The 26,210-nt window shown below is 60.2% G+C and carries 23 protein-coding genes; 9 read left to right on the forward strand and 14 right to left on the reverse strand.

Annotation, left to right across the window (positions count from 1 at the left end):
* Positions 1 to 15: 15 nt before the first annotated feature.
* Complete coding sequence (locus BXY39_RS13330) at positions 16 to 3,258, forward strand: zinc-dependent metalloprotease (RefSeq protein ID WP_245999195.1); 3,243 nt, start codon at positions 16 to 18, stop codon at positions 3,256 to 3,258.
* 41 nt (positions 3,259 to 3,299) lie between these two features.
* Here the strand turns inward: BXY39_RS13330 and BXY39_RS13335 are convergent, their stop codons facing one another.
* The 9 genes from BXY39_RS13335 to BXY39_RS13380 all read right to left on the reverse strand — a co-directional run bounded on the left by BXY39_RS13335 (position 3,300) and on the right by BXY39_RS13380 (position 12,843).
* A complete protein-coding gene (locus BXY39_RS13335) occupies positions 3,300 to 4,100 on the reverse strand; it encodes an SDR family NAD(P)-dependent oxidoreductase (protein ID WP_121939618.1) in 801 nt (266 codons plus the stop codon).
* A gap of 211 nt (positions 4,101 to 4,311) precedes the next feature.
* Positions 4,312 to 4,590 (reverse strand): SEL1-like repeat protein, encoded by a 279-nt coding sequence (locus tag BXY39_RS13340; RefSeq protein WP_121939387.1) that lies wholly within the window; start codon positions 4,588 to 4,590, stop codon positions 4,312 to 4,314.
* A 270-nt stretch (positions 4,591 to 4,860) separates the two neighbouring features.
* On the reverse strand, positions 4,861 to 8,082 hold the full coding sequence (locus tag BXY39_RS13345) for a type 2 lanthipeptide synthetase LanM family protein (RefSeq protein WP_121939388.1): 3,222 nt from the start codon (positions 8,080 to 8,082) through the stop codon (positions 4,861 to 4,863).
* 124 nt (positions 8,083 to 8,206) lie between these two features.
* A complete protein-coding gene (locus BXY39_RS13350; RefSeq protein WP_121939389.1) occupies positions 8,207 to 8,407 on the reverse strand; it encodes a mersacidin/lichenicidin family type 2 lantibiotic in 201 nt (66 codons plus the stop codon).
* A 649-nt stretch (positions 8,408 to 9,056) separates the two neighbouring features.
* The gene (locus tag BXY39_RS13355) at positions 9,057 to 9,413 is read right to left on the reverse strand and encodes a GMC oxidoreductase (protein WP_342779463.1); all 357 of its coding nucleotides are present in this window, start codon (positions 9,411 to 9,413) and stop codon (positions 9,057 to 9,059) included.
* A 91-nt stretch (positions 9,414 to 9,504) separates the two neighbouring features.
* A complete protein-coding gene (locus BXY39_RS13360) occupies positions 9,505 to 9,852 on the reverse strand; it encodes a calponin homology domain-containing protein (RefSeq protein ID WP_147453583.1) in 348 nt (115 codons plus the stop codon).
* A gap of 74 nt (positions 9,853 to 9,926) precedes the next feature.
* Entirely contained in the window at positions 9,927 to 10,127 is a 201-nt protein-coding gene (locus BXY39_RS13365) for a mersacidin/lichenicidin family type 2 lantibiotic (RefSeq protein WP_121939392.1), read from the reverse strand.
* 659 nt (positions 10,128 to 10,786) lie between these two features.
* A complete protein-coding gene (locus BXY39_RS13375; protein ID WP_121939394.1) occupies positions 10,787 to 12,430 on the reverse strand; it encodes a GMC family oxidoreductase in 1,644 nt (547 codons plus the stop codon).
* Positions 12,430 to 12,843: a gluconate 2-dehydrogenase subunit 3 family protein gene (locus BXY39_RS13380; RefSeq protein WP_170163841.1), complete on the reverse strand. Its 414-nt coding sequence runs from the start codon at positions 12,841 to 12,843 to the stop codon at positions 12,430 to 12,432. Before BXY39_RS13380 ends, BXY39_RS13375 begins: the two co-directional genes overlap by 1 nt.
* Before the next feature lie 67 nt (positions 12,844 to 12,910).
* Here BXY39_RS13380 and BXY39_RS13385 point away from each other — a divergent pair, with 67 nt between their 5' ends.
* Complete coding sequence (locus tag BXY39_RS13385) at positions 12,911 to 13,957, forward strand: methyltransferase (protein ID WP_121939396.1); 1,047 nt, start codon at positions 12,911 to 12,913, stop codon at positions 13,955 to 13,957.
* Here BXY39_RS13385 and BXY39_RS13390 read toward each other — a convergent pair.
* Positions 13,952 to 15,130, reverse strand: coding sequence for an ATP-binding protein (locus BXY39_RS13390; RefSeq protein ID WP_121939397.1), 1,179 nt, complete (start codon positions 15,128 to 15,130; stop codon positions 13,952 to 13,954). The two genes, BXY39_RS13385 and BXY39_RS13390, sit on opposite strands and share 6 nt — an antisense overlap.
* A 388-nt stretch (positions 15,131 to 15,518) precedes the next feature.
* Between BXY39_RS13390 and BXY39_RS13395 the strand changes: the two genes are divergently transcribed.
* Positions 15,519 to 16,085: an outer membrane lipoprotein gene (locus BXY39_RS13395; protein ID WP_121939398.1), complete on the forward strand. Its 567-nt coding sequence runs from the start codon at positions 15,519 to 15,521 to the stop codon at positions 16,083 to 16,085.
* A 172-nt stretch (positions 16,086 to 16,257) separates the two neighbouring features.
* Here BXY39_RS13395 and BXY39_RS13400 read toward each other — a convergent pair whose 3' ends face one another.
* From BXY39_RS13400 to gatC, 4 genes are all read right to left on the reverse strand, one after another.
* Positions 16,258 to 17,373 carry a glycine zipper 2TM domain-containing protein gene (locus BXY39_RS13400; protein WP_121939399.1) on the reverse strand — a complete coding sequence of 372 codons (1,116 nt, stop codon included), beginning with the start codon at positions 17,371 to 17,373 and terminating at the stop codon, positions 16,258 to 16,260.
* A gap of 138 nt (positions 17,374 to 17,511) precedes the next feature.
* Positions 17,512 to 19,014, reverse strand: coding sequence for an Asp-tRNA(Asn)/Glu-tRNA(Gln) amidotransferase subunit GatB (gene gatB / locus BXY39_RS13405; RefSeq protein WP_121939400.1), 1,503 nt, complete (start codon positions 19,012 to 19,014; stop codon positions 17,512 to 17,514).
* Between the two features lie 3 nt (positions 19,015 to 19,017).
* Positions 19,018 to 20,517 (reverse strand): Asp-tRNA(Asn)/Glu-tRNA(Gln) amidotransferase subunit GatA, encoded by a 1,500-nt coding sequence (gene gatA, locus BXY39_RS13410; RefSeq protein ID WP_121939401.1) that lies wholly within the window; start codon positions 20,515 to 20,517, stop codon positions 19,018 to 19,020.
* A gap of 12 nt (positions 20,518 to 20,529) precedes the next feature.
* A complete protein-coding gene (gene gatC, locus BXY39_RS13415; RefSeq protein ID WP_121939402.1) occupies positions 20,530 to 20,820 on the reverse strand; it encodes an Asp-tRNA(Asn)/Glu-tRNA(Gln) amidotransferase subunit GatC in 291 nt (96 codons plus the stop codon).
* 153 nt (positions 20,821 to 20,973) lie between these two features.
* On the opposite strand from gatC, the gene BXY39_RS13420 reads away from it, so the two are divergent.
* The 6 genes from BXY39_RS13420 to plsY all read left to right on the forward strand — a co-directional run bounded on the left by BXY39_RS13420 (position 20,974) and on the right by plsY (position 26,190).
* Positions 20,974 to 21,564: a GNAT family N-acetyltransferase gene (locus tag BXY39_RS13420; RefSeq protein WP_170163842.1), complete on the forward strand. Its 591-nt coding sequence runs from the start codon at positions 20,974 to 20,976 to the stop codon at positions 21,562 to 21,564.
* Complete coding sequence (locus tag BXY39_RS13425; protein ID WP_121939404.1) at positions 21,561 to 22,772, forward strand: DUF3089 domain-containing protein; 1,212 nt, start codon at positions 21,561 to 21,563, stop codon at positions 22,770 to 22,772. The genes BXY39_RS13420 and BXY39_RS13425 overlap by 4 nt, the downstream gene beginning before the upstream one ends.
* Positions 22,769 to 23,245 carry a Holliday junction resolvase RuvX gene (gene ruvX, locus BXY39_RS13430; protein ID WP_121939405.1) on the forward strand — a complete coding sequence of 159 codons (477 nt, stop codon included), beginning with the start codon at positions 22,769 to 22,771 and terminating at the stop codon, positions 23,243 to 23,245. Before BXY39_RS13425 ends, ruvX begins: the two co-directional genes overlap by 4 nt.
* Positions 23,246 to 23,315: 70 nt before the next feature.
* Positions 23,316 to 24,332, forward strand: a complete 1,017-nt coding sequence (locus BXY39_RS13435) for an aspartate carbamoyltransferase catalytic subunit (protein ID WP_121939406.1) — start codon at positions 23,316 to 23,318, stop codon at positions 24,330 to 24,332.
* Positions 24,329 to 25,603 carry a dihydroorotase gene (locus BXY39_RS13440; protein ID WP_211332249.1) on the forward strand — a complete coding sequence of 425 codons (1,275 nt, stop codon included), beginning with the start codon at positions 24,329 to 24,331 and terminating at the stop codon, positions 25,601 to 25,603. The genes BXY39_RS13435 and BXY39_RS13440 overlap by 4 nt, the downstream gene beginning before the upstream one ends.
* Entirely contained in the window at positions 25,597 to 26,190 is a 594-nt protein-coding gene (plsY, locus tag BXY39_RS13445) for a glycerol-3-phosphate 1-O-acyltransferase PlsY (protein WP_121939407.1), read from the forward strand. Before BXY39_RS13440 ends, plsY begins: the two co-directional genes overlap by 7 nt.
* The last annotated feature ends 20 nt before the right edge of the window (positions 26,191 to 26,210 follow it).

A 26,210-nucleotide genomic window follows, 5' to 3' on the forward strand; every position in this document is an offset into this window, starting at 1 on the left:
AGGCATAAGTTGAGCATGCGATTTTTACCGCGTTATCCGGCAAAAACGGCACGGTCCCTGGCCGCCGTTCTGACGGCCGGCACTGCCTTTATTCTCAGTGCGGCAGGGGCCACCGCCGGTTTTGGCTCCCAGGACCTACAAAGGGCCTTATCGTTTCAGACCATTCCGTCACAGGATGACCCAAAACCGCAAGACGACAAACCGGACGCAAAAGCCGATGAACCGCCCGCTGAAGAGGACGGAGACGGCAAAAACGAGGATGACGGCAAGGACGGCCAGGAAAAAGACGAGCCGGGAAAAAGCGATCAGGACAAGACAGAGGAAGGCGGCAACGATGCTGCCGCGGATCAAAAACCGGCCAGCGCCTCGGAACCGACAGGGACACCGGCGAAGAATACCCCCACCAAATCCAAGCCGGCGCGGAAAACCCCTCAGAAAAAAAGCCAATTTCGCAGCATTGCCTCCGTCATCAAGGGGCATAAAAAATTTGACGGCCTTTTCCCCCTCTACCAGGATCCCGAGACCGGGCGCCTGCGGATGGAAATCCGTGAAGATCAACTGGACAGGGAATTCATCTATTTTTCCCATGTGATGGACGGTGTGGTCGAGGGCGGCCATTTTCGCGGTCAGTATCGGCAGCAGAAAATCATCCGCATCAACCGCTATTTCAACCGGATTGAATTTGTCGAGGAAAACCCCTTTTTCTATTTCGATCCCGACAATCCGCTGGCCAGGGCACGGGATGCGAATATTTCCCCCGCCATTCTGGCCGTCGCCCGTATCGAGGCCGCCAGCAGCGAAGAGGGGGCCGAGGATACACCGGAACCAAGCGAAGCCGAAAAACATGAGGCGACTGGCACGGACGCAGCGGACACACCGTCCGATAGCGCCGCGGAGGATGAAGCCACCGCCCCCGAAATACCGGAAAAACCAGCGGACGATAGGAAAATGCTGGCGTCCGCGCGGACCGATGCCCCACAGACAGCAACAACCGACCCGGAGACCGGCGCTGAAGACAGTGCGGATACCGATCAGCAGGCTGGTGAAGAAAAAACCGGCAAGGATGAGGATGCGCTTGAGGATACAGCCACTACACCGCCACTGAAACGGTACCTCATCCGGGCCGACGGACTGTTTGCAAGCGAGGCCCTGGACCAGATCAAACCCTCACGCGCGCCGGGCCAGAAAAGCGGCGACCGCTTCGGGCTGGGCAAATTGAGCAGTGCCAAAACCAAGATTTCCGCCATCGGCAATTATCCGGAAAACACGGCGGTGACGGCCGATTATGTTTATACCAATCCGCAACCGCCCGCAGTCGGAACCGGATTGGAAATCACGGACCCGCGGAATGTGACCGTCAGGGTCCAGCATACCCTGCTGCGCATGCCGGATGACGGGTACAGCCCCCGCCTGGATGACCCACGTGTCGGGTATTTCCTCAACTATGTCAACGACATGACCAGCACGGACGTGACGCCGTGGCGGGATATGATCAACCGTTGGCGTCTGGTAAAAAAAGACCCGCAAGCCACCCTTTCAGAACCGGTCAAACCGATTGTCTGGTGGGTTGAAAACACCACGCCCGAGGACCTGCGCCCCGTTATTGTCCGCGCGGTGGAAAGCTGGAACATAGCGTTTGAGGCTGCCGGTTTCAGGAACGCCATTCAGGTCCGGATACAGCCCGATGACGCCGACTGGGACGCGGGCGATATCCGCTATAATGTCATTCGCTGGACCGCATCGCCAACGCCGGCCTTTACGGGATACGGCCCCAGTTTCACCAACCCGCGCACCGGGGAAATTCTCGGTGCCGACATCATGCTGGAATACAGCTTCTTCTCGGACCTGATGCGCGTGGGCCGCAGTTTCGACCTGGAAACTTATGATCTGGCAACGATGGATTTCCGCAAAGGCCCGTCAGGCGCCCGGATATGGCGGCCCAACGGCGGAGCGTCCGGTCACACGCACACACACCACAATCCGGGCGATGCAAAAGGCTGCACGATATCCAGCCACCTGCGCCGCAGCGTGGCCCTCGGCAAAACCCTGGCCGCCACACTCAAGGGCGGTAACAGCCACAGCGACCGCCTGCTGGAAGAAGCCTTATATTATCTGGTCATCCATGAGGTCGGCCATACACTTGGCCTGACCCACAATATGAAAGGCAGCTTTGGCCGCCCCTATGCCAGCGCCCACGATATTCTGGCACAGGGCGGCGGCTTGGTCGGATCGGTCATGGACTATCCGGCCGTCAATATCGCGCCGCCGGGCGAACCGCAGGCTTATTTTTATACAACACGGCCGGGCCCGTATGATGTATGGGCTGTTCAGTTCGGGTATGACACGCGTCTTGACGACCCGGACATACGCCGCGCCCATCTGGAGCGGTCCAGCGATCCGGCACTCGCCTTCGGCAATGATGCCGACGATATGAGCATCCCGGGCAAGGGCGTCGACCCCCGCGTCAATGTTTTCGACTTTTCAGACGATCCCGTCCGCTATGCCGCCGATAGGCTGGAACTGGACAGGCAGGCCATGGCGCGCCTCATGGAACGCTATCAGACCAATGGTGACGAGAGCTATCAGGGTCTGCGCAACGCTTTCCTGACCATCGCATGGGACATGCTGTGGCAGGGGCGGGTGGTCAGCCGGTATATCGGCGGGGTTTATGTGGATCGGGCCACCCCCGGTCAGCCCGGTGCGACCGCGCCCTATCGTCCGGTGGCAAAATCGGTGCAGAAACAGGCCATGGGGGTCCTGACAACCGGCATGTTCGCGCCGGATGCCTTCGATATTGACGGCGACCTGGCCCGTCATCTGGCGATCCAGCGTCGCGGGTTCCGGCACTATTTCGGCACGGAAGACCCGAAATTGCATGATATGGCGCTTGGCATTCAGGCCGACATCCTGGCGCATCTGCTGCATCCCTTCACCCTCAGACGGATGACGGATACCGGTCTTTACGGCAATGACTACAGCGTCCCGGAGATGATGGGCGACCTGACCGGTGCCATATTCGACACCGACAGTCGCGGTGCCGTCAACACCATGCGTCAGGGTCTGCAACATTATTATGTGGACAGGCTGATCGGGGTTTTCGGCAGCGTCTTTTACGATGAAGTGGCACGGTCAAGCGCCCTTGGCAATCTGCGCCGCATCCGCCGCAGCATGGACCGCTGGCGCGGCGATGCCGCCACCCGCGCGCACCGGGATCACATTGCCTTTAAGATTGACCGCGCCCTGGAAACCGGGCGCTGAACACCGGACAGGCGGCTCCTTTGGGCCATGACAGTCGCGGTTCACCGCACATAACTGGCGCCGTTGATATCAAAGGTGGCGCCGGTTGCGTGATCCACCTGCCCGCTCATCAAAAAGGCGATCATGTTGGCAATCTGCGCTGGCGGCGCCGCATCGCCGACAGGGATTTCCGCAAGCATATGCTCATTGCCGGGCAAATAAGCCGTCGCCGCCATGTCCGTCTTCACCCAACCGGGCGCGATGATGAAGGCATAGATACCCTCCCCCGCCAGCGCACGGGCGAGAGAGCGCGTCAACGCAACCACCGCCCCCTTACTGGCGGCGTAATGCACGCAGTCCTCGGTATCACCACGAAAAGCCGCCCGGCTTGCCACATTGACAATACGTCCGCGCGCGCCCTTGCGGCTGCTATCGCTGCGAAAAGTGCTGACTGCCAGACGGCACAGATCCGCCACGGCCTGCACATTCACGGCCATGACCCGCGACCAGTCATCCTGCCAGCGCTCCTCCGGCACGGCGAGCGGTGTTGACGGCATGATCCCGGCATTGTTGACCAGTCCATCAATGCCGCCCGCGTCCGCCGCCCAGTCCCGCGCGCGCCGCCACAGGCCGGTCGCCGCGCCGGGCTGTGCCAGATCGGCATGAACGGCGAGAACACGCTCCCGTCCATAATCCGCCATAAGGGCGTCGAGTGCACCGGGTGTATTGGCATAGCTGCCGATAACACGCGCACCGCCGGCCAGAAGGCGGCGAGCCGTTGCGGCACCGATGCCGCGCGAGGCACCGGTGACAAGAATGGTTTCGGAAGGGGCCGGCGCAGGGCCGGTGTCTGAGACGGACATGATGACAAGGAACTCCAAGCCTGCGTAACGGAAAGAGCAGCCGTTATCGTTATGCAAAGCAGGACCGCAGCATCAAGGCAAGTCTGTTTTGTTGTCTGTTGGGGTGAAAGACCAGTTGTCAGATATGAAAATCAGGAAGCGAACGGACAGGCAGCCGGCACAGGCGGGATAATAAGAAATACCCTTACCCGAAACTCAGGCTCACTGAGGCTCAGTGCCTGGCAAGCCATTCACGCGCCTGTCTCTGGGCCTTGGCGATATCGCGGACATTCATGTCACGCGCCAGTTCGCCCCTGTCAACAGCGGCCCGGTGCAAACCGTTTATGGCAGCCAGATTGAACCATTTGTGGGCCTGAACATAGTCACGGTCGACGCCCTGGCCGGTGGAATATAAAAGGCCAAGGTCGTAAAAGGCGTCGGTTTTACCATTTTCAGCCGCGGCCAGACGATCCGCGACATAATGCGTAAGGTCGGTATCTTTCCTTCCCATATCCCGTCTCCAGCAAGCTAACAGGCTGCCACGCTATCCTACGCGGGACAGGCGGCAGGGGGTCAGTCCCTGCACAAATGCGGCGCAAACAGGAACAGACCGGGCATCAGCGGTCGAGCGGATATGCTGACGAGGCCCAATTCGGATCAGGCCCCTTTATCTGGTTTCTTTATAGCAAAGCCGGCGCGCATTCAGAAGCGAAAGACATAGGCAGAAGCAAAAGAGACAAGTCTCACCCCACCCATGCGTGGCACTTCCCCGGACAGGCGGTCACACTACCATGCCCTCCTGTTTGCCGACTGCCTGACGGGGCGGCATCTCCAGCGCCAGCACTGAGGGCACCTTATCAGGCGCCGCCAGTTTCAGCAGGGCAAGACCGATTCCGGCCAGTCCCGTCATCAGGCCGAGGGGCTCGGTCCCCGACGGAAATCCCGTATGCCACCCCTGCCTGCGCCCCACATCGACAATGCCGGCGGCAAGATGGTGGCAGGCAGCCATAAGCCCCTCGTCTTTATCCGCATCGACGACCGCGCCCAGAAATTCCAGATTACCGAAATCGCCGTGGCAAAGGCTATGATTACGGCCAAAACCGTCGTCTAGTGTTTTGGACACCGCGATGCGGATTTCGTCACGGCAACCATCATCATCCATCAGGTCCCTGATCAACAGCCGGCTCAGCCCCACACCGGGTGCGCCGTGACACCATGCCACCAGATAATGCTCGTCAACGGCAACGCTCTCGCCAGGACGGGCCCCTTCCCTGAGGTCCCGCCAGTTCTCCTCTTCCGGGGAATACAGGCTGCGGTCATAGTCAAGCGCGCGGACGGCCGCGTCCCGGAAGCGGGTATCACCTGTATGGAACGACAGGAGAAGCAGCGACCAGGCAATCCCGGCCGCCCCATGGGAAAACCCGCCAAGCGGTTCAGCGCCCGCCACTTCCAGATGCCAGCCAATCCCGGTGTCCATGTCCTGGGCATGCGCCAGCAGATGTTCGCCGCAAGCCCTGCAATGATCAAGCAGGCCGGAATGTCCGTCACCCACCAGGGGCAGCGCACAGGCAAGAAAACCGGCCGCTCCGCCAACCAGGTCATAAGTCCGGTCATTGGCTACCAGATCGGCCGGGCCCGGCAACCTGTCAATGACGCCCTCCAGGAACGAATCGTCTTTCAGCACGGCACTCAAATGACGGGCCGCATATAACAGCCCGCCCCAGCCGGTAAAGGCACCCGGATTCTGCACGGCATACCCGGGGTTTTCCAGAATGTGTTCGACCGTTTTCCATATCTGACGGGCGAGCAGGCCATAATGCGCCTTACCCGTGACAACGTGCAGATAGCCGAACAAGAGGCACATGCCCGGAAGACCACCGTAAAGGTCGTTTTCCATCTCGGCATAAATCCAGTGCCCCACACCGGCGGGCGAGCAGGTCATCCAGATCATACTGCCGTCGGCGGCGGTGAAGCCCAGTTCAGCCAGACGATTCGCGACGGCCTCGGCCTCTTTCAGATAGTCTTCGGATGCAAGAACGGGCAGGTCGCGCGGAACCGGATAGTCGTCATACCCGACCAGCCTGTTCCGGAGCGGCAGGGTCGCGAGCGTCTTTTCCACCAGCCAAAGCTGGCGGGCGCGGTCACCCGGCCCCAGTGTTTCCAGCTTCTCCCGCACACGGTCCATAGGGGTCTGCGGCCATATATCGGCAATCCTGTCCCCGTCGGCTGTCCATATATGGGTATGGCCAGGCCGGATATAAAACCCGGGAATATCATTGCGCCACATGTCGCGGCGTTCGGCTTCGATGATTTTCGGTTCCAACCGGCGCAAGGGGACATTCATCCACAACCGGTCCAGATACAGGTCACGCTCAAGACCATCCCGCAGAACGTCGGGATGGAAGGCATCCATCATCAAAAGGCCATAATAATACGTCGCCCGTAGGATAACCCGCGCCTCGACATCCATGAAACCGTCAAGGGGGCCATCCTTGCCCAACAGGCCTGCACGATGCGTCAGGATAAAATCATAAGCCTCGGCAAAACCGTTCGTGAAGGCATCGGTATGCTCCACGACGTTGACGGGGTCGCCATTCAGCGTGGGCAGATGCCGTGCCGGCGGTACCGCAACCGGTTTGCGCACCAAACGCATCCGATCGGTACCGGCCTCCTCCAGAACAAGACTGGCAACCGGCGACATCTCTCCGGCCGCCCCCATGCCGCTCATGTCGATACCGCCTTCCTTGCCGCCGTTTCGGCCCCATATGCGGCTCGGCAACAGTCCGACAGTCATGACAGTGCCGTATACTTCGCTGCCGGCGACGGCAAATCCCCCGGCCAGTCCGACAGTGGTCAGGTCCGGCTGAAACAAGGTTTCAAGATCAACGGGCACGGGGTGCGGACCGGCGGCAATGAGGTTTTCATGATGAAAATCATTGCCACACAGAATGTAAAATACGGCAAGCCAGGCCCCTTGCCGCTCATAAAAGGACGTTATTTCATCATCCGACCGGCACGCCGCCTGATCGATAAATTCGGCCCATCCATATGTGCCCCGGTCCAGACTGTGCGGTATTTTCAACGCGATGCGGAAACCGCGCGCGCGCATCCAGTCCAGAAGATGTGCAAGCGCGACATCAACGGCCAGTGAGCGGGGTTTGTAGACAACGCTTTTGCCCCCGGCAAAATGCAGAAAGCAGACTGTCCGGCCATCGCGGTGATGATCCCCTGCCTCCAGTGTCACACTGTCGAGCGGACCGAGAGAATTTTCATCCGTGAAATTTTTCGCCAGCGTTTCAAAATCGTCGGCGTAACGATCCAGCATTTCCAGCGTAACCGTTTCCCACCGGTCCACCGTGAGCATCAATTGACGGGCAAGCACGGGATAGGCCGTCAGAAGGTCATCGGCATAAGAAGATTGCGTCAGCAGGTCGCAAAAACTTTCAAAACGGTGTTCCGACGTATTGCCGGACAGCAGTCCGCTTTGTTTGGCCTTGTAGAGTTCCAGCAGCACCACACGCTGCGCCATGCGTGCCACTCGCCCCGCAAGATGGGAAGAAGCCGACAGCGCGACATGCTCAGGCACAATCGGGACCCTGTCCGCCAGTGTCGTGCAGGCTGTCAGTACGCGCCGATGGGCTGCCACAAGAAGCGGCCCAATCAGGGATGAAAAGGCTTCAACCCCTTCGGCCTTGTGCGGCTTAATGCCGGCCAGTACCGTCTGCCAGTCCGGATGATCCGCCCGTGCGGCAGCCATGGTCGAGACAACATCCGCATCGGTGGACGTCCCGTTCGTATCTTCGGGAATATCAAGGCTGATCGCCGCCTCGAAAACAGACCGTGACAGGCCAGCGGCATTCAGCCGTTCATCCAAAACGGACGTGTCCTGAAACGGCTTCTGGGACTGCCAGCGCTTCAGCAGGGAAGAATTGAGCCTATCAGGCGGCACAGCACCTTTCACATGGGCCGCGCGTTCCTGAAGGGTCAGGGCTCTGTGACTCATAAATACCACTCAACCATCGGCACCGCTCTCGGCATTGGGGACGCCCCATCCGGCCGTGCCATCACGATATGCAAAAACCGGAAACCGGCCCGCATATGCGGGCCGGCTTATGACTGTCAAACGATCAGAAGCAGTCCCGCGGCGGGCACGGGCTGCACAGGGCGGAGGTAGCACCTCCAGGACACCCGCAACCACCGGCCACACTGGCCAGAGCCTCATCCTCGATATCCAGCATGGCACCTGCGGGGTCTATCGCATCCTGCACGGTCTCGTCCGCCGAGACCTTACCATCCGCATAGCTTTCAGCCTGAAACTTCGTTTTCATGGAATTTCACCTCATTGTGGGGTCGCCGGAATTGGCGACGGTTGAAAATTATTGAACTGATAACTACGACCAAAATACATATATAAATTGTTTTCTCTCAATCAACATAAATCAAAAATTTTATTACAGATAAAGCCATTAAAAGATGTTCTTTATACCACAAAATCCTCTTTTAGGAGTATCAATAAAATGACATACCGGCACCAGAAGACACTCATCAGGCGGCTCCTGGCACCGGCGAAACACTTCAGGCGGTTATACCGCCCGCGCTCTGCAGCGGGATGTCAGGCGCCGCAATTCAACGGCGGGCAAGGCGTGCAAAGAACGGAACCCGCACCCGGAGGGCACCCACAGCCACCCGCAACGCTGGCGAGTGCTTCATCCTCGATATCGAGCATATCACCGGCAGGGTTATCGAACGCCGCGCTATCATCCCGGTTAAATTCCGCACTTTTTACAGCCTGGACAGTCTTTTTCATGTGTAAGCTCCCTCTTTCGATGTTCATCGGAATAGACAGAAAAATTAAACCTAGAATCGTTTTATATACGTTTATGCATATAAAAATTGTATCAAGAATACAACCTTGACTGATAATTTTATGAAAACCTGTGCGGGATTTTTATGATGATTTGACAATTAAAAGGCGTATCATTCGATGCTGGCGCCCTGAAAATGTTGCAAAAGATGATCGGCAACCCGGAAGCTGTTGGCCAGAATTGTCAATGTCGGCGGCCCTACCCCTGAGGACGGCATGAAACTGCCATCAACGACATACAGGTTTTCAATACCGTGAACCTTACAGGTGATATCGAGGACCGACGTATCCGGGTCATTTCCTGCCCGACAGCTTCCCATGACAAGATAGGACGAGGCGCCGCCCACATCCGATAGCGTCACTTTATCCGCCCCCAGATCGTCCAAAAGCTCGCCGGCCCGATCCCCCACCCAGCGCCCGGCCATTCGGTGATGCGGGTGAATATCCAGACTGATCCGCGCAACCGGCAGGCCCCAGCGCTTCCCCGGCGTTCAAAGCGCGCCGATACGCCGCCACAAGAACCGGACCGATCAGAGATGGAAACGCTTCGACATCTTCGGCCTAGTAAGGCTTGATGCTGGCCAGCACCGCCTGCCAATCGGGATGCTCCGCCCGCGCGATATCCATAGCCGAAACAATATCCGTATCAGCGGATACCACTTTCGTATCTTCTGGAAAATCAAGGCTGGTCGCCGCCTCAAAAACGATGCGTGACAGACCTGCGGCATTCAGGCGTTCATCCAAAACAGATGTATCCTGGAATGGCTTCTGGGATTGCCAGCGCTTCGGCATAGCGGAATTGAGCCTATCAGGCGGCACAGCACCTTTCACATGGGCCGCACGTTCCTGAAGGGTCAAAGCTCTATGACTCATAGCATTGACATAGCTATCGGCATTCGGAGAGGCCATTCGGCCGTGTCACACAATATGCAAAAACCGAAAACCAGCCCGCATACGCGGGCCGGCTTATGATTGTCAAACGATCAGTAGCATTGCAGCGGCGGGCACGGGCTGCACATAGCGGAACCCGAACCGGGAGGGCACCCACAGCCACCGGCCACGCTGGCCAGAGCGTCATCGTCAATGTCCAGCATGGCACCGGCAGGATTTACCGCGTCCTGTACGGTCTCGTCCGCCGAGACCTTACCGTCCGTATAGCTTTCAGCCTGAAACTTAGTTTTCATGGAATTTCACCTCATTATGGGGTCGCCGGAATTGGCGACGATTGAAAATTAGTGAACTGATAACTAGGACTAAATACATATATAAATTGTTTTCTCTCAATCAACATAAATAAAAAATTTATTACAGATAAAACCATTAAAAGGTGTTTTTTATCCTACAAAATCTCCTTTTAGGAGTATCGATAAAATGACATACCGGCACCAGAAGACACCCATCAGGCTGCTCCTGGCACCGGCCAACACTTCAGGCGGTTATACCGCCCGCGCTCTGCAGCGGGATGTCAGGCGCCGCAATTCAACGGCGGGCAAGGCGTGCAAAGAACGGACCCCGCACCGGGAGGGCACCCACAGCCACCGGCCACACTGGCAAGCGCTTCATCCTCGATGTCGAGCATTTCACCGGCGGGGTTGTCGAACGCTGCGATATCATCCCGGTCAAATTCCGAACTTTTTACAGCATGGACAGTCTTTTTCATGTGTAAGCTCCCTCTTTCGATACTCATCCGAATAGACAGAAAAATTAAACCCAGAATCGTTTTAAGTACGTTAATACATATAAAAATTGTACTCTGGATACAACCTGAAAGGATAATTTTACGAAAGCTGTCCCGGTGTGGGTGTTACATCCGGTTTTTCACCCGGAGGCACACCACATGGCATCAGTTGGCAGCACCATCGCCGAACCGCGTCAACAGATGATCGGCAACCCGGAAGCTGTTGGCGAGGATTGTCAGTGTCGGCGGGCCGCCACCTGACGACGGCATGAAACTGCCATCAACCACATAAAGGTTTTCCACACCGTGAACCTTGCAGTTGACATCAAGGACCGAGGTATCCGGGTCGCATCCCGCCCGACAGCTTCCCATGACAAGATAGGCTGAGGTGCCGCCCACATCCGATAGCGTCACTTTATCCGCCCCCAGATCGCCCAAAAGCTCGCCGGCCCGGTCCCCCAACCAGCGCCCGGCCACCCGGTGATGCGGGTGAATATCCAGACTGATCCGCGCAACCGGCAGTCCCCAGCGGTCGCGGATATCGGGATCCAGGCTGACATATGTGTCCCGTGTGGGCAGAAAATCGTGAAACACCTCAAAATAGATACTGCGTTCCCGATGGACGGCGTTATGCAGCTTCTGTTTGAGGTTTTCGCCCCAGACAAGGCCGCCTTCGCGCCCCAATACCCTGCGGGCTGTGGCCAGCGGCGTTCTGGGCACAAAACCGAATCGCAGGATGCCGCCCTTGTTCAGTTCGGAAACGCCAGGCGGTAAAAAATAATAATCCATGACGGACCGCCCCAGAAAAGGATGCGGATCGTCCAGCAGTTGATCGGGCAAACGCCCAGGCACAAAATCACCCTGTCCCATCGTAACCGCATGGAACTGCAGATGCCGGCCGACAAGACCATTGCCATTGCCAAGGCCGTCGGGGTGGCGGGCCGATTTCGACAACAGCAGCAGACGCGCTGATTCAACAGCGGAACAGCAAACACAGACAAGGGCGGCCTCGACCTCCACATCGCGGCCGTCCGGATCGCGGTAGACACACCCCCTCGCCCGGTTGCCGGCATCGGTCAAAAGCGTATGCACCATGACATCGGGCAGAATGGTGCAATGTCCCGTTGCCTCCGCCCTGGACAACAACGCGGCCTGCGACGATCCCCGCGCCCCTGTCGGGCACCCGTAGCCCGAACAGCTTTCGCAGAAGGCACAGGCAGGGCGACCGCCATACGGCCTGGAATTAATGGCCCTGGGCGTGGGAAAGGCTGTCAGCCCCCGGGCGGCACACAGGGCCTCAAGCTGCCGGCTGACCGGGTGGGCGGGCAACGGCGGCATGGGATAGGGGCCGGACCGCCTGCCCTCGAACGGATTGGCACCGGCAAGCCCCGAAACACCCACCTCATGCTCGGCCATGGCGTAATACGGTTCCAGTTCCTCATAGGAAAAGGGCCAGTCCGCGAATCCGTCCAACGCACCGAAATGCGAACGCATCTTGAAGTCAACAGGATGAAACCGATAGAGGTAAGCCCCCATATGCTCGGTGCCGCCCCCCACACAGGACGCAACCCATCCAAGCGCCATGCGGGTCGGCGTTTTTGTCTTTCTTGTGACGACGGCATGCGGATCGGTCGCGGTGTCGGGTGTGAACATCCCGCGCTCAACCGCAAGCTCATCATGCGCGTAATCCAGCGGCCCAAGCCTTGGGCCCTTTTCCAGCACCAGCACCTTCATGCCGGCGCCGGAAAGCCTCAGCGCCAGGGGGCCGCCGCCGGCACCGCTGCCGATGATCACGGCATCGTAGCGCATCAGCCGGCGCCCACTTCAGGAACACGCAACCCCAGATATCGCCATCCGGCATATCCACGGTTGCCGCCCTGGCGGGGATGACACAGAAATCCCTCGACCGACAGCCAGACAAGGTAAGCTGCCGCTGTACGGTGTTCTTGCGAACCGGAACCACCCTCAGCGACGGCATCCGCGAACAGCCTGTCCCTGTGGGACAGGTCCAGATTATGGAAATCCTGCCCGTGGCCCTGAACAGCCGCTGCATTCAGATCTGACAAAAGACGGCATATACGCCTGCGGACAGGCTGGATTGCCGGTTGGACGAGCATTTTCTCCACATAATCGGATGTCGCCGATTCCACCGCACCGGGGCCCTCACTGGACGGAATCAGGATTTCGACTAGGGCGGCTAACGTTTCCGGATACTCTTCCACCGTGACAAACCTCGCGCAGTATGCAATCAAAACACGAGTATACAGCCATGAAAGGAGCAATATTTCAATGGCTTCGTCCGATCCCGGCCCACAGGCACGCCTACGCCGGCTTGCCAACGCCTATCAAATCTCCTGCGCCGTTCATGCGGCGGCGCATATCCGGCTGGGGCATCACCTTGAACAGGGACCTTTGCGGATATCCGAGCTTGCACGCCGCGGCAAACTGGATGAGGAAACGCTGCGCCGGCTTCTCAGGTTTCTGGAAACGCTGGATATCGTCAAAATAGACAAGGACGACCATATCAGCGCGACAGACCTGACACGCCGGGTCGATGATATCGACAACATCGCCGAAGGTCCGGAAGCGTTGAAAGCCTGGGCCAGCCTTCCGGATATACTGCAAACAGGCGGAAATGCCTTTGAAAAGGCCCATGGCACCCCCTTTTACCGGTTTGCCGCCAATCATCCGGACAAGGCCGGGCGCTGGGCCGCCCGCAACCGTATGGTGGCGGACAGCTGGGCCGCGACAGCCGCCGCCGCCCTGCCCCTTGACGGCGGGGAAAGGGTGGTGGACCTGGGCGCCGGCGGTGGTGCCTTGCTGGCCGCGCTGCTGCGTGTCCACCCCGGTATCAGGCCAATGCTTTATGAACTGCCGCACGCGGTCGATGCCGCCCGGGCGGACCTGGTCCGTCATGGCATAGAAGACCGGGTGCAGGTCCTGACCGGCGATCTGACGTCTTCCCCGCCGCCGGAGGCGGACACGTTCATTCTGTCACGGGTTCTTCTCAATTTAAGCGACGCGGATGCGGTCAGGGTTCTGTCAAACTGCCGCCGGAGCATGTCCGCCGCATCCACCCTGATCATCGTGGACACACTGATGCCGGACCCTTCATCGCCCGGACGGCAGGCGCACTATGCCCATGATCTGCACCTGCTGCTCATGTGGGGGGGACGACAGCGGACACGGGCGGAATTTTACGCCCTTCTCGAAAAAGCCGGTTTCACAGTCCAGGACTGTTCGGACATCTGTCCCGGTGACGGACTGTTCCGGCACATTCTGACATGCCGCAAGGCCCCATCCGGCGACGCGCAGACAGCGGGCGGGCGGCTATAACGCGACGAGCGGCGCGCCCTTGCGCGAGAAACTGCGCGACGGCGGAAAGGTGACAATGGCCGTGGTGCCGACGCCAAGCGCGCTTTCCAGACGGAAACTGCCGCCATGGGCCTCGGCAAAGGCATTGACGAGGGGCAAACCAAGACCGGTGCCCTCGTGTCGGCGGGCAAAGGCACCATCCGCCTGTACAAAAGGCTGCATAACCCTTGCAAGGTCCGTTTCCGACATGCCCGGCCCCTTGTCGATGACACGGAATTGAATCCCGCCGTCCTCCGTCCCGCCCAGCACCAGACGCACCTTTCCGCCCGCCGGGGAAAACTTCACCGCATTCGACAGCAGGTTCAGCAAAATCTGCCGCACGACCTGCAAGTCCGCAAAGAGGTCGCACAATGTCTCGTCCCCCTCCAGAACAACGGTCACATCGTGCGTTTTGGCCTGCCCCGCGATAATCCGGACAGCCTGTTCGGCGATAATAACGGGGTCTTCGTAATCCTCGCGCAGTTCGAAGGCGTTGGCTTCCAGTTTCGACATATCCAGGATTGAATTGATGACATTCAGCAGATGCTGGCCGCTGTCGCGGATGTCGCCGACATAGCCCATATGCTCGGTCATGTCGGTGCCTTTTTTCATGCCCTCGATGATGAATTCGGAAAACCCGATGATCGCGTTCAGCGGCGTGCGGAGCTCATGGCTCATATTCGCCAGAAAATTGGACTTGGCACGATTGGCGGCCTCCGCCTCAAGCTGCGCCCGCTCCAGCGCCTGCATGCGCTCCTGCGCTTTTTCCATATTGGCCTGCAACAGGGTATAGGCTGTCCCGATGCCCTTATAGATCCCGTTATCGACCACGATGAAACCATGCTGGATGGCCGCCTGTTGTTCCGTCACCAGCAGGGTATTCAAATCCTCGATCGAGGTCTGGGTTTCGACAAGCAGGGGGGCGGCATCCATCAGGGTGGTGACGGGACGTCGTTCAAACAAGGGCCGACCGTATCGGTCAGCCAGCTTGACCAGAAAATCAGCGCGCCGCATCAGACCGACGGGACGGCCGTTTTCCACCACAGGGATCGCCACCAGGCCGGCATCGTCGGTAAAACGATCATACACCTTGGCACAGAGATCCTGCGGCAGAACCGGCGGCACCAGTGTGGCGACGATGTCGACTTTGGTCATAATCAACCCTTCACACCCCGGATCAGACTAACCAGAAATGTTGCGACCTGATGACAGGCGATAAAAAGCGGGTCGCTCTGCCGCACCGCCGGACAGAAGCATTCACTGCAGTCCAAATACCTGAGAAAAGTTGACAAGACCTTTCCATTCATTTCGCATTCAACAGAAAGGGCATATTCATCGTGCAGGTGGCCCCGAATACCCGGCAACAGCCGTGCGCATATCGAAAACGGGGGTCACATGCGAAACGGCGCGGCAAAACCGCGGAACGGCGGGAATGACACCATCATGCCGTAATTAACGCCTAGACTTGGCGGGTCTGTAATATTCGGGCATGCCCATAAAATAATGACGCTTAAAACTACGTACGAAGACAGGAGCAGAGACAATGGCCACGGCCACGACAGCACACAAACCCACATCGATCCTTAGTCCCCTTGTCAGGGCGGTGGGCCTGACCGCCCTTCTCCTGACGGTGGGTGCATGCACGCGCGACCTGTCATCGGACAGCTATTCACGCGGCGCCACCGGGGAAGTGCGGCGCGTGGAGCGCGGTACCATCGAAAGCTACCGTTTCGTCGAAATTGAAAATACCAGTACCGGCGTCGGCACGGTCGCGGGCGCGGGCGTCGGCGCGGCGGCAGGGTCCAGCATCGGTGACGATGAGGTGGCCGTCATCGGCGCTATCGGCGGTGCCGTCATCGGCGGGCTGATCGGCAGCGGCGTGGAAAAGGAATTAACCGACACCAAAGGGTATGAATATATCATCAGGACCGAAAGCGGGAATCTCGTCACCCTCGTCCAGGCGGACAAGACACCGCTGCCGCGCGGTACACCCGTCATCATCCTGTTCAGCCGGGATCGCAGCCGCGTCATCGTCGACGAAAGCGCCTTCAATCAGCAACCCAGTCCGGTTCAGCAAAACCAAAACCAGCAACCGGGGTCGGGGCGCTGACACCGGACCGGAACCAGGACACCCGGACATTATGGATAGGCCGGTCCTGCATTGGACCGGCTTTTTCCCTGTGTAGTGGGGAAGCCTGAGCCTTATCGACCGCGCGCCCTGCGCCGCTCTCCGCATTTTCTGACACGTTTCGGGACGTACGGGGCGCGGATAGGCGACTGCCTCAGTCGCGAAAACCCCATTCGGTACAGCGGTAAGAGCCTTCAATATAGCGGTAGCTCAGACAAATACGCTCTTTCCTGCCGGCGCTGGCCGGCGGTATGTAGCGACCGTGGTCGGGACCGCCATATTGCCCGTCCGTAATCCGTCCGGAATAGGCCCCACCATCGCTGCGTTCGATGACATATGTACCCCGCGCGGCCTGCTGCGTTACGGCATTGCCGAGGACAGCACCGGTGACAGCGCCGATGACGGCACCCTCGCTGCGGTCGCGGCCGCCATCGATTTCAGCGCCGACAAGACCGCCGACGACACCGCCGGCCAGCGTGCCCAAGAGGGAGGCTCCGGGTGCGGCCCCGCCGGACCGAATGCCGAACGTATGCGCCGTCGGCTGGACGGACACCCTGCCGGAGTGCAACGCCGGAGCGTGATAGGCGCCATAATCCGGCAACCAGTAATGATGGTGTATCTGCGGACGGCCCCACCAGTATGGCCGATAGCCCCAATATCCCTGATGTGGCCAACCCCACCCCCAGCCATGGCGCCGGTTGAAAGGACGGTAATGCCGGTGATAGGCAAATCCCCAGAAGGGATCATACCTGCCCCAGCCCCAGGGACTGCCGAAACCGCTGCCGACCCAGATGGACCCGAAAAAACGGTCGTTCGAACGGCGCCCAGCCCGGAAGCCGCGACGGAACGCCCGCCGCTCGTCACGGTAATACCGGTCACGGCGATAGGATCTGCGATCCTCGCGGAAATCCCGCCGGTCACGGCGCAAACGCCTGCGGTCGTCACGCAGGTCGCGCCGGTCTTCCCTCAAACGTCTGCGATCTTCACGAAGGTCCCTACGGTCGTCACGCAACCGCCGCCGGTCCTGTCTGATGTCGCGGCGGTCATCGCGCAGATCACGGCGATCGGCGCGGCGTTCCCGACGGTCTGCCCGGCGACGCTCCGCCCGTCTTTCGGCACGACGCTCGGAAGACCGGACGGCCTTTTTCCGGTCTCCATCCGAATAGCCGCTGCGCTCATAATCATTGCGAAGAGAGCGTTGGGCATCGGCCCCATTGCTCAGCACAAAAACAGCAACGGCAACAAAACCAAAAAGCAACAGGCGTAACACAGGCGGCCTCCTAAACTGTGGAGCATTGGCCTTAGCTTACAATCCTGACAATGAATGGGGGCTGAATTACGGCAAAAGCCGTTCTTCAGCCCACAGTACCGGCAGACTTATTGGAAAATCACCTTACGGGGTACATCCTTATCCGTCCAGCTTGGGTTTCAGCAACTGGTTGACCACTTGCGGATTGGCCTTACCACCGGTGGCTTTCATCACCTGGCCGACGAAAAAGCCCATGACCTTTGTCTTGCCCGCGCGATATTGTTCCACCTGTCCATGATTGTCGGCGATGATCCCGTCGATGATCGCCTCGATCTCGCCGGTGTCGGATACCTGGCGCAGACCTTTGTCCTCAACGATCCTGGCGGGCGCGTCCCCGGTTTCCACCATCACCTCGAAGACATCCTTGGCGATCCGGCCGGAAATGGTGCCGTCTTCGACCAAGGCCAGCAGCTCGGCACCGTGGTCAACGGTGACCGGGCTGTCAGACACCGTCTTGCCCATCTTGTTCAACGTGCCGAACAGGTCGGAAATCACCCAGTTGGCGGCCTTGGTCGCCAGTTTTTCAGCCGATTTTCCTGTCTTTTCGGCCAGCGCGGCAAGAAGCTTCTCGAAATAATCGGCGGATTCCTTCTCCGCCACCAGCACACCGGCGTTATAATCGCTCAAGCCTAGGCTCTCGACAAAGCGCGTGCGCTTGACATCCGGCAGTTCCGGCAGGCTGTCGCGCGCGGCAGTGACGAAAGCATCGTCCAGTTCCAGCGGCAACAGGTCCGGATCGGGGAAATAGCGGTAATCGTGCGCCTCTTCCTTTGAACGCATGGAGCGCGTCTCGCCCTTGTTCGGATCAAACAGGCGCGTTTCCTGATCGATCGTGCCGCCATCCTCGATAATGTCCACCTGCCGCCGGGCCTCATACTCGATGGCCTGGCGGACGAAACGGATGGAGTTGACATTCTTGATCTCGCAGCGCGTGCCGAGCGGGTCCCCCGGACGGCGGACGGACACATTCACGTCCGCGCGCATGCTGCCCTGTTCCATATTGCCGTCACAGGTGCCGATATAGCGTAGAATGGTCCGCAACTTGGTCAGATACGCCCCGGCCTCGTCCGGCGAGCGCATATCGGGTCTGGAGACGATCTCCATCAGTGCCACGCCGGACCGGTTGAGATCCACATAGGTCAGCTCCGGGTGCTGATCGTGCATGGACTTGCCCGCATCCTGTTCCAGATGGATACGCTCGATGCCCACCTCTTTCGTCTTGCCGTCGCCAAGATCGAGCAGGATCGTCCCCTCGCCCACGACCGGATGCTTGAACTGGCTGATCTGATACCCTTGCGGCAAATCGGCGTAGAAATAGTTTTTCCGGTCGAAGACGGAATAATGATTGATCTCCGCCCCGAGCGCCAGACCGGTACGCACGGCCTGCACCACGCACTCGCCGTTGATGGTGGGCAGCATGCCGGGCATGGCCGCATCCACCAGACTGACCTGCGTGTTCGGCTCGGCACCGAAATCCGTCGCCGCGCCCGAAAACAGTTTGGAGCGGGAAATCACCTGCGCATGAACCTCAAGGCCGAGCACCACTTCCCAGTCGCCCGTGGCGCCCTGAATACAGTACGCACTTCCAACGTCAGCACTCATGGCTCAGGCCCTCCACCAGTCTTGCGGGCGCGCGGTGAAGCCCGCGGCCTCCTCCAGCACGCCGGATACTTTCAGCACGGTTTCCTCGTCCCATGCCCGGCCAAGGATTTGCAGTCCCAGCGGCAGGCCGTCAGCGTCCAGCCCGGCCGGAACGCTTGAGCCCGGCAGACCGGCCAGAGACGCCGGTACGGTAAACACATCGTTCAGATACATGGCGATGGGGTCGTCCGACTTGTCGCCAAAGGCAAAGGCCGCGCTCGGCGCCGTCGGCGTCAATATGGCGTCCACTTTTTCATAGGCCCGCCTGAAATCGTCGGCGATAAGCTGGCGGACCTTCTGCGCCTTCAGATAATAGGCGTCGTAATAGCCCGCCGAGAGCACATAGGTACCGATCATGACGCGGCGCTTGACCTCCGGCCCGAAGCCCTGCCCCCGCGTCGTCTCGTACATATCCGCCAGGCCGCCGCCCTGCGGCACGTCGCGCAGGCCATAGCGCACGCCGTCATAGCGCGCCAGATTGGACGAGGCTTCCGCCGGGGCGACGATGTAATAGGTCGGCAGCGCATATTTTGTATGCGGCAGATTGATGTCGACAATCTCCGCACCGGCTGCCTTCAGCCAGTCGATGCCCTGGTGCCAGAGGGTTTCAATCTCCACCGGCATACCGGCCAGATGATATTCCTGCGGGATACCGATTTTCAGGCCGCGGATATCGCCAGTCAGAGCCGCCTCGAAATCGGGCACGGACCGGTCGACGGAGGTGCTGTCCTTCGGGTCATAGCCCGCCATGGCGCCCAGCATGATGGCACTGTCCCGCACCGTGCGTGTCACCGGCCCGGCCTGATCGAGCGAGGAGGCAAAGGCCACCATGCCGTACCGGCTGCACCGGCCATAGGTCGGCTTGACCCCGACAGTCCCGGTAAAGGCGGCGGGCTGGCGGATCGATCCGCCGGTGTCGGACGCCGTCGCCCCCATGGCGGCATAGCCCGCGACGGACGCGACGGACCCGCCGGACGAGCCGCCGGGCACATAGTCGCTGTTCGACCCCGTGGCCCGCCACGGGTTTTTCACCGGACCATAATGGCTGGTCTCGTTTGACGAGCCCATGGCGAACTCATCCATGTTCAGCTTGCCCAGCATGACGGCTCCGGCGTCCCACAGATTTTGCGTGACGGTGGACTCATACGCCGGCTCAAAGCCGCTCAGGATATGGCTGCAGGCCGTGGTGCGCACGCCCTCGGTCGCGAACAGATCCTTCACACCGATGGGAATACCGGTCATGGGCGCGGCATTGCCCGCCTTCAACCGCGCATCCGCCGCATCCGCCATGGCAAGCGCCTTTTCCGGCGTTTTGACGATATAGGCGTTGAGCGGATCGGCAGCGTCCACGGCGGCGATATGCGCCTGCGCCAGTTCACGGGCGCTGATCTCGCCGCTCGACAGCATATCGCGGGCCCCGGCGATGGTGAGTTTCGTCAAATCTGACGGTTTTGCATCGGACATGGCAGAAGCCCTTTACTCAATCACTTTGGGAACGGCGAAAAAGCCGTATTCGTCATGCGGCGCATTCTTCAGGACCTTGTCGCGCACATTGCCGTCGGTCACGGCGTCGTCGCGCCAGCGCAGCTTGGCATCCACGGGACTGGACATGGGGGCAATATTGTCGGTGTCCACCTCCGACAATTGCTCCACCCAATCGAGGATCTTGGTCAGTTCGCCGGCCATCGGCTCCAGCGCGTCCTCGTCGATTTTCAACCGCGCCAACCGCGCGATTTTGGCCACAGTCGCCCTATCAATTTCCGACATGGGTACCCTTTTTCGGCTAAGGTAGGTGAAATCTCTTGCCCGCCTGCGGGCAGCGCCGCAACTTAACGCCTGCACCAAGGCCCCGCAAGCGGGAATGCGGCGCGGAAAAATCACCACGGACCGACAGTTACGGACCGGAGGAAAGGCAGGCCTGTGGCGGACGGCGAGCAAAGACCGCAATGCAGTATCCGGGACCGGCAGGATATTATCCTGCGACAGGCCGTGCCCGGCGATGCCAGACCGCTGAACCATTACATCCGCCACACCTTTGCAACGGCACACCACCTGATCACCCGCGAAGATGAATTCAAGATGGGCCTGCTGCGCCAGCGCCGCTGGATCGCGCGGAAAAAAGCGCACCCCCTGGAAACCTGCCTTCTGGCAATCGGGGATGGCGGCATTATCGGCATGTTGGACAGCTGGTGCGATGCACGTGCACGCGTGCGCCATGTCACCAGTTTCGCCATGTCGGTGGCGGAAGGCCATCGCCGCCGGGGCATCGGGCGCAGCCTGCTGCGCGAATTCTGCGCATGGGTCCACAACCACGACACCCTTGAGAAAATAGAACTTCACGTCCACAGTGACAACACTGCCGCCATTGCCCTCTACACCGATCTCGGGTTTACGGTTGAGGGACGGCGGGCACGCGCCGTCCGATACGAGGACGGACGGGAAATCACGGACCATCTGATGGCGCTCTGGCCCGGAGAAGACAGGCGCTGGATGGACCTGACAGATATATGACGGAGGCGGACATGGCGGCAAAACGGCGGCATCCGGCAATTATTTTCCTCGGGGTCATGGCTGTCCTGGCCGTTATCGGCGCGGGCGTGTCCTTGTGGTTTTTCTATAATCAGGATGCTCTTATGCGCACCATGTTTGTCCCTGAGCACGCAATCGCCGGCGAACCGCTCGGACCGGCACCGGACTATGCCGACAACAGCGCCTGGGCGGCCCGACCGGGCATGGCGTCACGCGCAAGCATGCTGCCCGAAGGGCTCTACACCACCATGCAGATCCCACTGGCGGACGTTTTCTACATCCATCCCACCACATTTCTGGAAAACACGCGCTGGAATGCGGATTTTGACTCTGAAGAAGCACGGCCCTTCCTCGAGCGTCTTGGCTTGCAGCATCAGGCCAGTGCCTTTTCCACCGCCGGACGCGTGTTCGCACCCCGCTACCGTCAGGCGGGCATCGGCGCCTTTTTCGATGAAAGCGGCCAAGGCGCGCAGGCCATTGTCCGGGCACATGGCGATGTTCTGGCCGCCTTTGACCATTATATGGAAAATGACAATGCAGGGCGCCCCTTCATCATCGCCGGACACAGCCAGGGGTCATTGCACGGCCTGCTGCTGCTGGCGGAGCGCATTGTGGCGCGCGGTCTGCAGGACAGGCTGATCGCCGCCTATCTGATCGGCTGGCCGGTCAGCATGGAAGGGGACATCGGCGCCCTGCCCGGTCTGTCCCCTTGCGAAAAGGCGGACCAGACCGGCTGTATCATATCCTATCAGAGTTTTGCCCAGGGCGGAGATGCCGGCAGCATCGTCAAGGCATTTGAAATGCTGCCGGGACTGAACGGACAGCCGCATGCCGGGACCACCATGCTGTGCACCAATCCGCTGAACTGGCAGATCGACGGCGCCGCGCCGGCGGGACTGAATGCGGGCGCCCTGATGCTGGCCGAGCCGGACACGCCGTCCAACGCACTGGAAGCGGGCCTGACAGGCGCCAGTTGCGGCGGCGACGGCATTCTGTACATCAATCCGCCGCCGAAGGACGGCTGGACCGATTATCTGATGCCGCAGGGCAATTACCATGTCTATGACATCAACCTCTTTTATAAAAACATCATGGACAATGCCGTCGACAGGACCCGGGCCTGGTTTGACGGACGTCCGGATGTCCTTCCGGGCGCCGTGCCGGGTGCCGCCGGGGACATGCCGCAGTGAGCCTTAAGGCATCGGACACACCGATCCTGTCCATCGGAGAGTTGCGGTCCAGCCTCCAGCCCGGCAGCAGACTTCTGGGACTGGATGTGGGCAGCAAAACCATCGGCCTTGCCCTCAGCGACACCACGCTGACCGTGGCCAGCCCGCTGGAAACCATCCGGCGCGGCAAGTTCCGCGCCGATGCCGCGCGCCTGAAAGAAATCGTCGACACGGAGACCGTCGGCGGGTTCGTCATCGGGCTGCCCGTCAATATGGACGGCAGCGAAGGGCCACGCTGCCAGTCCACCCGCGCCTTCGCGCGCAATCTGGTCGGCGCCGTCACTCTGCCGATAGCCTTCTGGGACGAACGCCTGTCGACAGCAGCGGTCGAACGCACCCTGATCGAGGCGGACAGAAGCCGCGCCCGCCGCAAGGAACTGGTCGATAAAATGGCCGCCGCCTATATTTTGCAAGGGGCGCTGCACGCGCTTTAAACTCTTTACCGTCGGCGGCCGATATTCTCCTTGCGGGACCGATGCCCGGTACCTATAAGCTCAGATTTTAATGACGGATGCGCATGACAGTGATGCCTATGCCCGTGCGGAGGTTGCCCCGCCGTCCGGCTCCTATTTTCCCCATAAAGACCTGCTTGGAACCTGGGAACTGGACCCGGTCACCATCAAGTTTCTGCTGGACGAATCGGAAGCCTACGCCAACACACCCCGGCGGCGCCAACTGTCCGGCCTAACCCAGATCAACGTTTTCTTCGAAAACTCAACCCGTACGCTGATGAGTTTCGAGATCGCCGGGAAACGCCTTGGCCTCGACACGGTGACACTGATTCCGGAAGCTTCATCAATCAAAAAGGGTGAAACGCTTCTGGATACCGCCGCGACACTGAATGCCATGCGGCCCGACATACTGGTCGTACGGCATGGTGACAGCGGGGCCGTGCGTCTGCTCAGCGCCAAAATGGACTGTCCGGTGATCAATGCGGGCGACGGGCGCGCAGAACATCCGACCCAAGCCCTGCTGGACGCCCTGACCATCCGCAAGCGCAAGGGCCGGCTGCATCAGCTGATCATTGCCATATCCGGTGATATCGCGCACAGCCGCGTGGCGCGCTCCAACATCTATCTGCTGAACGCCATGGGCGCGCGGGTCCGTCTGATCGCACCCCCGACACTGATGCCGCGCGATGTGGCACAGTTGGGGGTGGAGGTCTTTACAGACATGGAAGCGGGCCTGAGGGATGCAGACGTCGTCATGATGCTGCGCCTGCAACAGGAACGGATGAAAGGCGCTTTCCTGCCCTCTCTCAGGGAATATTTCCAGTATTGGGGCCTGACACGGGAAAAACTGGCCATGGCAAAGCCGGATGTGCTGGTGATGCATCCGGGGCCGATGAACCGTGGCGTGGAAATCGCCTCCGACGTGGCGGACGATGTGGGGCATTCCGCCATTCAGGAACAGGTGGAAATGGGGGTGGCCGTGCGGATGGCGTGTCTTGACATTCTGACACGCGACCGCCGGGACGCAGACACGGAACACACCGCAAAGGCCGGCGGAGGTGCCGCGTGAACCGGACACTGTATACCAATGCGCGGCTGATGGACCCGGCCAGCGGTCTTGACAGCCACGGCAGCCTTCTGGTCAGGGATGGCCGGATCGCCGACCTCGGCAACGATCTGTCCCCGCAGGACAATGATGAAACGGTGGACTGCGGCGGCCGCATCCTGTGTCCCGGCTTCATCGACATGCGGGCACACGGCGTACAGATCGATGCCGCCCTGAAAGGCGGTATCACCACACTGATTCTGCAACCCACACAAACGACACTGATTGACACCGATGCCGTGGTGGAGCGCATCCGGCGCCGTGCGGCGGACACAGGGCGACTGAATATCTATCCCATGGGGGCGGCGACGAAACGTGCCCAGGGTCTCGAAATATCCGAGATCGGCCAGATGCAGGCCGCCGGTGCGGTTGCCTTTACCGACGGCAGGAAAGCCGTCGCGGATGCACGGGTGATGCGCCGGCTGATGGAATATGCCGGTCATTTCGGTGCCCTGATCGTGCAATTCGCCGAGGAACCGCAGCTGGCCGAAGGCGGCGTCGCCCATGAGGGCGAAACCGCCATGCGGCTCGGCCTGCCCGGCATTCCCAGCGCCGCGGAAGTGATCCAGATCGAACGGGACCTGCGCCTTTTGGAGATCACCGGCGGACGACTGCATTTCGCGCTTCTGTCGAGCCGCGCGGGCGTGGAGGCCGTGCGGGCCGCCAAGGCACGGGGCGCGCGCGTCAGTGCCTCTGTCGCACCACCTTATCTGCATCTGAACGAAAGCGCCGTCGAGGGATACAGAAGCTTCGCCCGCCTGACCCCGCCGCTGAGAAGCGAGGAAGACAGACTGGCGCTGGTTCAGGGTCTTGCCGATGGTACAATCGACACCATCGTCTCCGATCACGACCCGAAAGCCGAAGACCAGAAACGCCTGCCCTTTTCCCAAGCCGCGCCCGGCGTCATCGGCCTGGAAACCATGCTGGCCCTGTCGCTGTCTCTGGTCCATGCGGGCAAATTGCCGCTGATGCGGGTGCTTGACGCCCTGACCAGCCGTCCGGCTGACTTGCTGGGCCTTTCCAGTGGGCGCCTTGCCGTCGACGCCCCCGCCGATCTGACCATTTTCGACCCGAACAAGCCCTGGCGCATAGAACGGGAGGCCTTTGGTCCCAATGGCAACAACACCCCCTTCGACACCCTGCCGGTACAGGGCCGCGTGTGGCGAACGGTTGTGGCCGGCCGGACCGTCTATGGGGATCAGGCCGGCGCGGTGACGGGGCCGGCAGGGTGCTGAACCTTGAAAATATCCTTTTTCTGGTCGCCGCCTATCTTCTCGGCGCCGTGCCATTCGGTCTTGTCATCACCAGACTGGCCGGACTGGGGGATATCCGCGCCATCGGGTCGGGCAATATCGGCGCCACCAACGTTCTGCGTACGGGACGGAAGAATCTGGCGCTGGCAACCCTCCTCCTCGATGCGGGCAAAGGCGCCATCGCCGTTTTGAGCGTGGGCGCCCTGACCACCCCGACAGTGGCCGCCGCCGCCGGTGCCGCCGCTTTCCTTGGCCATTGCTATCCGGTTTATCTGCGCTTCAAGGGCGGCAAGGGAGTTGCGACCTTTTTCGGTACCCTGGCCGCCATCAGTCCTGTCCTGGCCCTGGCAGCCGGCGGCCTGTGGTTGCTGACCGCCCTGCTCCTGCGCATATCGTCGCTGGCGGCCCTGATCGCCAGCGCGGGTGCACCGGTGATCGCCTATGCCATCGGACACACCGATCTGCTCCCATTCGTCGCCGTCATGACAGCCGTGATTTATCTGCGCCACCGCGCCAATATCATCCGGCTGCTCGCGGGCGAAGAGCCACGTATCGGCAAAAAAGACTGACCCCCCTTTACCCAAGGTTG

The organism is Eilatimonas milleporae (genome assembly GCF_003688555.1).
Classification (GTDB): Bacteria; Pseudomonadota; Alphaproteobacteria; order Sphingomonadales; family Kordiimonadaceae; genus Eilatimonas; species Eilatimonas milleporae.

Coding starts and splice junctions, on each gene's coding strand:
- BXY39_RS13330 (WP_245999195.1), top strand. CDS start 16: ATGCGATTTTTACCGCGTTATCCGGCAAAAACGGCACGGTCCCTGGCC.
- BXY39_RS13335 (WP_121939618.1), bottom strand. CDS start 4,100: ATGTCCGTCTCAGACACCGGCCCTGCGCCGGCCCCTTCCGAAACCATT.
- BXY39_RS13340 (WP_121939387.1), bottom strand. CDS start 4,590: ATGGGAAGGAAAGATACCGACCTTACGCATTATGTCGCGGATCGTCTG.
- BXY39_RS13345 (WP_121939388.1), bottom strand. CDS start 8,082: ATGAGTCACAGAGCCCTGACCCTTCAGGAACGCGCGGCCCATGTGAAA.
- BXY39_RS13350 (WP_121939389.1), bottom strand. CDS start 8,407: ATGAAAACGAAGTTTCAGGCTGAAAGCTATGCGGATGGTAAGGTCTCG.
- BXY39_RS13360 (WP_147453583.1), bottom strand. CDS start 9,852: ATGGCCTCTCCGAATGCCGATAGCTATGTCAATGCTATGAGTCATAGA.
- BXY39_RS13365 (WP_121939392.1), bottom strand. CDS start 10,127: ATGAAAACTAAGTTTCAGGCTGAAAGCTATACGGACGGTAAGGTCTCG.
- BXY39_RS13375 (WP_121939394.1), bottom strand. CDS start 12,430: ATGCGCTACGATGCCGTGATCATCGGCAGCGGTGCCGGCGGCGGCCCC.
- BXY39_RS13385 (WP_121939396.1), top strand. CDS start 12,911: ATGGCTTCGTCCGATCCCGGCCCACAGGCACGCCTACGCCGGCTTGCC.
- BXY39_RS13390 (WP_121939397.1), bottom strand. CDS start 15,130: ATGACCAAAGTCGACATCGTCGCCACACTGGTGCCGCCGGTTCTGCCG.
- BXY39_RS13395 (WP_121939398.1), top strand. CDS start 15,519: ATGGCCACGGCCACGACAGCACACAAACCCACATCGATCCTTAGTCCC.
- gatB (WP_121939400.1), bottom strand. CDS start 19,014: ATGAGTGCTGACGTTGGAAGTGCGTACTGTATTCAGGGCGCCACGGGC.
- gatA (WP_121939401.1), bottom strand. CDS start 20,517: ATGTCCGATGCAAAACCGTCAGATTTGACGAAACTCACCATCGCCGGG.
- gatC (WP_121939402.1), bottom strand. CDS start 20,820: ATGTCGGAAATTGATAGGGCGACTGTGGCCAAAATCGCGCGGTTGGCG.
- BXY39_RS13425 (WP_121939404.1), top strand. CDS start 21,561: ATGACGGAGGCGGACATGGCGGCAAAACGGCGGCATCCGGCAATTATT.
- BXY39_RS13435 (WP_121939406.1), top strand. CDS start 23,316: ATGACGGATGCGCATGACAGTGATGCCTATGCCCGTGCGGAGGTTGCC.